This window comes from Bacteroides sp. NSJ-39, assembly GCF_014287315.1.
GTDB classification, from domain to species: domain Bacteria; phylum Bacteroidota; class Bacteroidia; order Bacteroidales; family Bacteroidaceae; genus Bacteroides; species Bacteroides finegoldii.
Genome location: NZ_JACOOB010000040.1, coordinates 1 through 5,793 on the forward strand (window position 1 = coordinate 1; position 5,793 = coordinate 5,793).

8 protein-coding genes and 1 pseudogene are annotated in these 5,793 nt (G+C 51.1%); 4 read left to right on the top strand and 5 right to left on the bottom strand.

Translation table 11 applies throughout. The annotated features are described in order from the left end of the window. Positions 1 to 119: 119 nt before the first annotated feature. The 5 genes and pseudogenes from H8S63_RS19365 to H8S63_RS19385 form a co-directional block, all read right to left on the bottom strand. Positions 120 to 260, bottom strand: a pseudogene (locus H8S63_RS19365) (DUF4134 family protein); the annotation flags it as partial. A gap of 201 nt (positions 261 to 461) precedes the next feature. After that, the gene (locus tag H8S63_RS19370; RefSeq protein ID WP_032595736.1) at positions 462 to 1,202 is read right to left on the bottom strand and encodes a hypothetical protein; all 741 of its coding nucleotides are present in this window, start codon (positions 1,200 to 1,202) and stop codon (positions 462 to 464) included. Further along, positions 1,199 to 1,588 (bottom strand): DUF3408 domain-containing protein, encoded by a 390-nt coding sequence (locus tag H8S63_RS19375; RefSeq protein WP_299338276.1) that lies wholly within the window; start codon positions 1,586 to 1,588, stop codon positions 1,199 to 1,201. Before H8S63_RS19375 ends, H8S63_RS19370 begins: the two co-directional genes overlap by 4 nt. Then, a complete protein-coding gene (locus H8S63_RS19380; RefSeq protein ID WP_004311202.1) occupies positions 1,585 to 2,034 on the bottom strand; it encodes a DUF3408 domain-containing protein in 450 nt (149 codons plus the stop codon). The genes H8S63_RS19375 and H8S63_RS19380 overlap by 4 nt, the downstream gene beginning before the upstream one ends. 5 nt (positions 2,035 to 2,039) lie before the next feature. After that, on the bottom strand, positions 2,040 to 2,795 hold the full coding sequence (locus tag H8S63_RS19385; RefSeq protein WP_005643916.1) for a ParA family protein: 756 nt from the start codon (positions 2,793 to 2,795) through the stop codon (positions 2,040 to 2,042). 146 nt (positions 2,796 to 2,941) lie between these two features. On the opposite strand from H8S63_RS19385, the gene H8S63_RS19390 reads away from it, so the two are divergent. The 4 genes from H8S63_RS19390 to H8S63_RS19405 all read left to right on the top strand — a co-directional run. Then, positions 2,942 to 3,163, top strand: a complete 222-nt coding sequence (locus H8S63_RS19390; protein ID WP_032595732.1) for a hypothetical protein — start codon at positions 2,942 to 2,944, stop codon at positions 3,161 to 3,163. A 313-nt stretch (positions 3,164 to 3,476) separates the two neighbouring features. Further along, entirely contained in the window at positions 3,477 to 3,905 is a 429-nt protein-coding gene (mobA, locus tag H8S63_RS19395) for a conjugal transfer protein MobA (protein WP_004291488.1), read from the top strand. Further along, complete coding sequence (gene mobB, locus H8S63_RS19400; RefSeq protein ID WP_004291483.1) at positions 3,884 to 5,131, top strand: conjugal transfer protein MobB; 1,248 nt, start codon at positions 3,884 to 3,886, stop codon at positions 5,129 to 5,131. Before mobA ends, mobB begins: the two co-directional genes overlap by 22 nt. Before the next feature lie 30 nt (positions 5,132 to 5,161). Beyond that, the coding region (locus H8S63_RS19405; protein ID WP_186927676.1) for a YWFCY domain-containing protein at positions 5,162 to 5,793 on the top strand (632 nt) is incomplete at its 3' end.

Genomic DNA, 5,793 nt, shown 5'->3' on the forward strand with positions numbered 1-5,793 from the left:
TCGCACAAAGAGATTACTCGCAATGCACGTACTCTCAGACTACTGCAAACGGAATTGCAGGTGTAATCAATGAATTAAATCATAGTTACACAATCACTTACGCGGCTCACGTGTCACACGCCGGGGTCGAAATACGAACTCACCATAGAGGTGGCTTCGTTGATGCCAGCCAGACCGTTTCCCTGTGCGAAAGCGGAGGCGGTTGCGGCAATCATAAGTGCCGCAGCGATGATTAACTTTTGTCTGATGTTCTTGTTCATAAACTGTTCTTTTTTGTGCCGTCCAAAGGGTGGATAGTCCTTTTTCGGGCGGTTGATACTTGATTACTTTACTTTGGTTTTAGTGGTTGCCCGTTTGTTTCTACGGACTTGGGGCTGTCCGTTGCGGGTTGGCTGTACCTTGTACCGCCGTGCGCGTGGGTGTCGTCATTTTACGTTTTCATTTCCATTCTTTTTTAGTTGTTATACATAGTTTCGGAAGTCGAACTCCTCGATGTTGTCGGGAATCACGAACACCTTTTCCTTTTGTTGTGTCACGGTCATGTTCACCGTGTCCACGAAAACTGCCATCGCCTTTGCAATCCTCTCGCTCATTGCTTCATCGGTCAGGCGTTCCGTTATTCTTGTGAAAAGCTCTGTCCCGTCCAGTTCCGTCATGACCTTTCCGGCGTGTCGCATTTCCTCATCGGATGGTGATTCCTTCCGTATGGTGTGTACTGCCATGTCAATATCCTCGAAGCTACTTCCCGAAGCCTGCTTTTTGTCTGGTTCTTCATCCTCCGGTTCATCTTCTCCGTACTCCAGTTCCGAGGGCGGGATGCTCGTGAAGGTTTCATCGAGTTTGTCCTCCGGTACTTGTGTCGGGCGTGAGACGGTTTCCGTGTTTCCGTCGTCAAAAGTAGCCTCTTCCTCCGACAGCTCAATGCCTTTTTCCGAAGTGGCGGCTTCTTGCGTCGGTATGGCAGCGGTTGTCCGGGTCGATGCCATCTTGAAACGGCTCTTGCCAATGATGTCCGAGGTGTCTGCGTGAGGTATTTCCTTATCCTTTCCTTGCTCTGCCACCGTACTGTCCAATGACCGCCACAGCCCGGCAATATGTCTGAAGAAACGGATGAGCTTCATGTCCATGATGCGGTCATAGAACAGCAGAAACAGAAACCACACGTTGCAAGCAACCGATACGATTAAAAACGCCTTTGTCATAATCTTACTTTTTGGGCGTTTTCAATCTGTTCCATGTACTGCTGCCCGTATTGTCGGAAATGGTCGCGGAGGATGTTATCCACAAACTTGCCGATGCTCAAACCGTTTCCCATCCGACTGGTAACGATAGCGACTTTCTCATGAATTTCTCGGCTGATGTATATACATTGCCGCGTTTTGATTTCCGATGCTTGCAGGAAAGTCGAGAGCGGTTTGTCTCTGCCTTTATCCTTGCGGAAGTCAACGTCGGTATTTTCATGCCCGTAGTCGGTTACACACTTTGCTGCACGGACAGCGGTTCTTTCACTCTTTCCTGTTTGCAGATACTCAGCCTGACGGTTCTTATTTGTTCTTTTCATACTTCTTTGTTGTTTTTGAGTGTTTATAAATTATAGGATTCCATGTGCCGTTTGAACGATTCGGCTATCTCGTCTTGGAACAGCGTGAAATGGTGTGTCAGCACGTTGTCAAGAAATGCCGCGATAGTCACTTCGTTGCCTCCGATTACATGAAGCATCTTCTGTATGCGGTCGTGGTACTCCTTGCGGATATAGACCTGCTTGCCGAGCCTTGCCGTGATATTGGAACCGCATATGAATACTGTGTCATAATCCAATTTTTCCGGCTTGCTGTTCCTGCGCCTGCGTTCCGGCTCCTCTTTGGAGTGCGAGGCGGGTGGAGAAACGGCTTCTTGTATCGCTTCTTTCGGAGGTGGGACAGGAGCGTTCCCGTCCGTGCTTCTCGCTTCCGGCGGAATGCTTGTATCGTCCAGTCGAAATGAGTTGATTACGGCTTCGCTGTCGATGTCCTCGATTCTTGTTTTCTTTGCCATGCCGTTCAGTTTTTGATGATGCCGAGAATCTCATCGACGAGTTTGTCGAGGTTGCTGCCGCGTACCAGTATTTTGTCCGCCGGAAACGCCGTGGAGCGGAATACCGCCTTGCGTTCTGCCGCCGTCTCCTTGCGGAAGCGCTTACTGTCCGGTAGATGTGTTTCCAGAATGGGCAGGGCGAACTCGGCACAGACCTTGTCGTATGCCTTGTAAAGTTCAGTCTTTTCGCGTCCGTCCACCATGTTCCACACGAGGTAAATCCCTTTGATGCCGGACTTGCCCGTGCTTATCATCTGTTCGTTGATGACAGTGGCGAACTTGATGGAACTCTCCATCACCACACGGTCGGCGATGATGGGCGTGAAGATATAGTCCATTTGGGAAATGGTCTGCACCACATCGGCATTGTTGATTGTTCCCGGCAGGTCGAAGAACACGAAATCGAGGTCGGGCTGCGCTGCCACCAGATTTTCGGCGGTCTTTACCGCATCTTCCGCACGGCTGCATCTGATGGTGTACGGGTTCTTCTTCAGTCGTTTGAGCTGCTCATACGCCAGCACCTTGTAATGCCCGTCCTCCATGACGGCTTTCATGTCACGCTTGCGCATGTCATGGATACTGTACTGCGGGAAATCGCAGTCCACCACGGCTACGTTGTAGCCTTTCACATAGTGCAGATAGCTTGCTACAAGCACTGTCAGGGTTGTCTTACCCGCTCCACCTTTCTGCGTGGAGATTGCCACATAAGTTGCTTCTTTCATTTTTTTGATAATTTATTTGGTTATACATCTGTCCGGTGGCGGTAGCGTATTGTCATTAGTACGTACGCACGCACTCCCATTCATTTATTTATTCACTCCTTAATCCGGCTGTGCCTGCGGGTATTCATCGGTTTGTCCAACCGTCCATGCTTTTATCCGTCCGCACGGACGTGTGCTTGGAAAACTATCTGAATACATACACCTGTTTTCAACCGTTTGGATTGATGCCCGGATTGCTGTCCGAACATCCGGCGGAAGGAGTGTATTTTCAGTCCCACATCCGAATCACACTGCAAATAAACAAGGATATTTTGGAACTTGTATCACTTCTCCGGCAAGTGGCGGCACGTTGCGCCGGTTGGCACTGATTGTCCGGGTCAAGCCTCTGTCGGACATCGCCTTAAGGGCGTAACTTTGCACCCGAACGGCAGGGTACGCCGCAGGTAGCGCAGCCCGGAGTTTGAAAGGAATCATCCCCAATCCGTCCCCGACGGATTTTTATGTTCACCTGAACATAGCAAGATGTCTTTTCAGCCGCTCAAAATATTTTGAGCAGCCACGAAAAGCACTTGCCCTTGCAGGGGGCGGGCTTTCCCTCCGAAGTCGGGAAGCCTTTCAGAACTGCGGTGCTGTAATCCGAAGCGGCGGCTTATGCCGTCAATCCGCTAAATCCAAAGTAATATGAAAGAGAAAAGGAAAAGCAAATCAGGGAGAAATCCCAAACTTGATCCGGCGGTGTACCGGTACACCGTCCGTTTCAACGAGGAGGAACACAACCGTTTCCTCGCCATGTTCGGAAAATCGGGTGTCTATGCACGGTCTGTTTTCCTCAAAGCGCACTTCTTCGGGCAACCGTTCAAGGTGCTGAAGGTGGACAAGACGTTGGTGGACTATTACACCAAACTGTCGGATTTTCATGCACAATTCCGTGCCGTGGGTACGAATTACAACCAAGTCGTGAAGGAACTGAGGCTGCATTTTTCAGAGAAAAAGGCGATGGCGTTGCTCTACAAATTAGAGCAACACACCGTCGAACTCGTGAAACTGAGCCGCCGGATTGTGGAACTTTCAAGGGAAATGGAGGCAAAATGGTCGCAAAAATCAGTGTAGGAAGTTCGTTGTACGGCGCGATTGCCTACAACGGGGAGAAGATTAACGAGGCGCAGGGGCGGCTTCTCACCACCAACCGCATCTACAATGACGGTTCGGGAACGGTGGACATAGGCAAGGCGATGGAGGGTTTTCTCACCTTCCTGCCACCGCAGATGAAGATCGAGAAGCCGGTGGTGCATATCTCTCTCAACCCGCACCCGGAGGATGTGCTGACCGATATTGAGTTGCAGAATATCGCCCGCGAGTATCTGGAAAAACTCGGTTTCGGAAACCAGCCTTATCTTGTATTCAAGCACGAGGACATCGACCGCCACCACCTGCACATCGTGACGGTCAACGTGGACGAGAACGGGAAAAGGCTCAACCGGGATTTTCTCTACCGCCGCAGCGACCGTATCCGCAGGGAACTGGAACAGAAGTACGGATTGCATCCGGCAGAACGTAAAAATCAGAGATTGGATAATCCGTTGCGCAAGGTGGCCGCATCGGCAGGTGATGTGAAGAAGCAGGTAGGCAACACCGTGAAGGCTCTGAATGGGCAGTACCGTTTCCAGACGATGGGCGAATACCGTGCGCTCCTTTCCTTATATAATATGACGGTGGAGGAAGCGAGGGGCAACGTGCGCGGACGGGAGTATCACGGGCTGGTCTATTCCGTCACGGACGACAAGGGTAACAAGGTGGGCAACCCGTTCAAATCCTCGCTTTTCGGGAAGTCCGCAGGCTATGAAGCCGTACAGAAGAAGTTTGTCCGTTCCAAATCGGAAATCAAGGATAGGAAACTGGCAGACATGACGAAACGCACCGTCCTTTCCGTGCTGCAAGGCACTTATGACAAGGACAAATTTGTATCCCAACTCAAAGAGAAGGGCATCGACACCGTACTGCGCTACACAGAGGAAGGGCGCATCTATGGGGCTACCTTCATCGACCACCGCACGGGATGCGTGCTGAACGGTTCGCGCATGGGTAAGGAGCTTTCGGCGAATGCCTTGCAGGAACACTTCACCCTGCCATACGCCGGACAACCGCCGATACCGCTATCCATCCCTGTGGATGCTGCGGACAAGGCACACGGGCAGACCGCCTACGACAGTGAAGATATATCGGGCGGTATGGGCTTGCTCACTCCCGAAGGTCCGGCGGTAGATGCCGAGGAAGAGGCTTTCATCCGGGCGATGAAGCGCAAAAAGAAGAAAAAACGCAAGGGCTTGGGTATGTAATCAGAGTATCAACAATTAAAAAATCAATGTATGTCACAACAAGAAGACGATTTGAGGGCATTGGCGAAAATCATGGATTTTCTGCGTGCCGTGAGTATCATTTTAGTGGTCATGAACGTGTACTGGTTCTGCTACGAAGCCATCCGGCTGTGGGGCGTGAACATCGGCGTGGTGGACAAAATCCTTCTGAACTTCGACCGCACGGCGGGGCTGTTCCATTCCATTCTCTACACGAAGCTGTTTTCCGTCCTTTTGCTTGCCTTGTCCTGTCTGGGTACGAAGGGTGTCAAGGGTGAGAAAATCACTTGGGGGAGAATCTGGACAGCATTTGCCGTCGGGTTCGTGCTGTTTTTCCTGAACTGGTGGTTGCTGCCCCTGCCGCTGCCGCTTGAAGCGGTGACGGGACTGTATGTCCTTACCATTGGAACGGGCTATGTCTGCCTGTTGATGGGTGGTCTGTGGATGAGCCGCCTGTTGAAACACAATTTGATGGAGGATGTTTTCAACAACGAGAACGAGAGTTTCATGCAGGAAACGAGGCTTATCGAAAGCGAGTATTCGGTCAATCTGCCGACACGTTTCTATTACAGGAAACGCTGGAACAACGGTTGGATCAATGTAGTTAATCCCTTCCGTGCGTCCATCGTGTTGGGTACGCCGGG

Coding starts and splice junctions, on each gene's coding strand:
- H8S63_RS19370 (WP_032595736.1), bottom strand. CDS start 1,202: ATGACAAAGGCGTTTTTAATCGTATCGGTTGCTTGCAACGTGTGGTTT.
- H8S63_RS19380 (WP_004311202.1), bottom strand. CDS start 2,034: ATGGCAAAGAAAACAAGAATCGAGGACATCGACAGCGAAGCCGTAATC.
- H8S63_RS19385 (WP_005643916.1), bottom strand. CDS start 2,795: ATGAAAGAAGCAACTTATGTGGCAATCTCCACGCAGAAAGGTGGAGCG.
- H8S63_RS19390 (WP_032595732.1), top strand. CDS start 2,942: ATGCTTTTATCCGTCCGCACGGACGTGTGCTTGGAAAACTATCTGAAT.
- mobA (WP_004291488.1), top strand. CDS start 3,477: ATGAAAGAGAAAAGGAAAAGCAAATCAGGGAGAAATCCCAAACTTGAT.
- mobB (WP_004291483.1), top strand. CDS start 3,884: ATGGTCGCAAAAATCAGTGTAGGAAGTTCGTTGTACGGCGCGATTGCC.